1 pseudogene is annotated in these 213 nt (G+C 44.1%); it reads left to right on the top strand.

The features are described from left to right. Positions 1-213, top strand: a pseudogene (locus KTE19_RS13680) (IS3 family transposase); the annotation flags it as partial.

Here is a 213-nt window from a genome sequence, read left to right as displayed (position 1 = left end):
AAGGTCTACTTTGAGCCAATCATGGACTTATACAACAACGAGATTCTTACCTATGCCATTACGGCCGGTAGCCCGAACCTTGAGTTTGCCTTAAAACCTCTGGAAGCACTCGTCAATTTAATTCCAAATCAGCCATACAAGCAATTCTTACACACAGACCAAGGTTGGCAGTACCGACATCAAGCATGGCAAAAGAAACTAAAGAGCGCTCAC

Origin of the sequence: Lentilactobacillus dabitei (genome assembly GCF_019061365.1) — a bacterium.
In the GTDB taxonomy this organism is placed as follows: Bacteria; Bacillota; Bacilli; order Lactobacillales; family Lactobacillaceae; genus Lentilactobacillus; species Lentilactobacillus dabitei.
The sequence above is the reverse complement of the archived record's forward strand: the minus strand, read 5'-3'. Positions and strand labels throughout refer to the sequence as shown.